Source organism: Kitasatospora nipponensis (genome assembly GCF_039528135.1).
In the GTDB taxonomy this organism is placed as follows: domain Bacteria; phylum Actinomycetota; class Actinomycetes; order Streptomycetales; family Streptomycetaceae; genus Kitasatospora; species Kitasatospora nipponensis.
In genome coordinates, this window is record NZ_BAAALF010000931.1 from 1 (window position 1) to 586 (window position 586).

The 586-nt window shown below is 63.7% G+C and carries 2 protein-coding genes; both read left to right on the forward strand.

The window, feature by feature from the left end; all coding sequences use genetic code 11:
- The first annotated feature begins 134 nt into the window (after window positions 1-134).
- Window positions 135-398, forward strand: a complete 264-nt coding sequence (locus tag ABD323_RS46185; RefSeq protein WP_425556365.1) for a (2Fe-2S)-binding protein — start codon at window positions 135-137, stop codon at window positions 396-398.
- A partial coding sequence (locus ABD323_RS44130) for a hypothetical protein (protein WP_344447630.1) occupies window positions 395-586 on the forward strand: 192 nt, incomplete at its 3' end. The genes ABD323_RS46185 and ABD323_RS44130, both read left to right, overlap by 4 nt.

Sequence of the window (586 nt, forward strand, 5' to 3'; positions counted from 1 at the left end):
TGCGAGATCAGTCAGGCCTGCTGGGCGCCAAGCGCGGATGCGGTGAGGGGCGTTGCGGCGCCTGCACCGTCCTCGTTGACGGCTCACCCGTCGACTCATGCATCTACCCGGTCGCCAATGCCGAAGGAACGGCGGTGCGTACGGTCGAAGGCCTGGCATCACACGATGAGCCGCTGACTCGGATCCAGGACGCCCTGTTGGAACATGGTGGGGTGCAGTGCGGTGCGTGCATACCCGGAGTGGTTATGACGCTCACGGCGCTACTCGAAACAGAGTCCAATACAGATGATTCCACTGTACGGTCGTCGCTTACCGGAAACATCTGCCGTTGCACGGGGTATCAGAAGATTATTGACGCGGCGCAAGCAGCTGCGAGCTCGAATGGAGGTCCGCGATGACTCTCGTCGGCACGTCCGCACGTCGGGCGGATGGGGAAGACAAGGTTCGCGGCGCGGCGAGATATGGCATGGACTACCTCGAGCACGGCACGCTTGTCGCGAAGGTGCTCCGGTCCACGGTGCCCGCTGCGCGTATCACCAGGCTGGACTGTTCGAAGGCCGCGTCGATGCCTGGAGTCCGCGCCGTC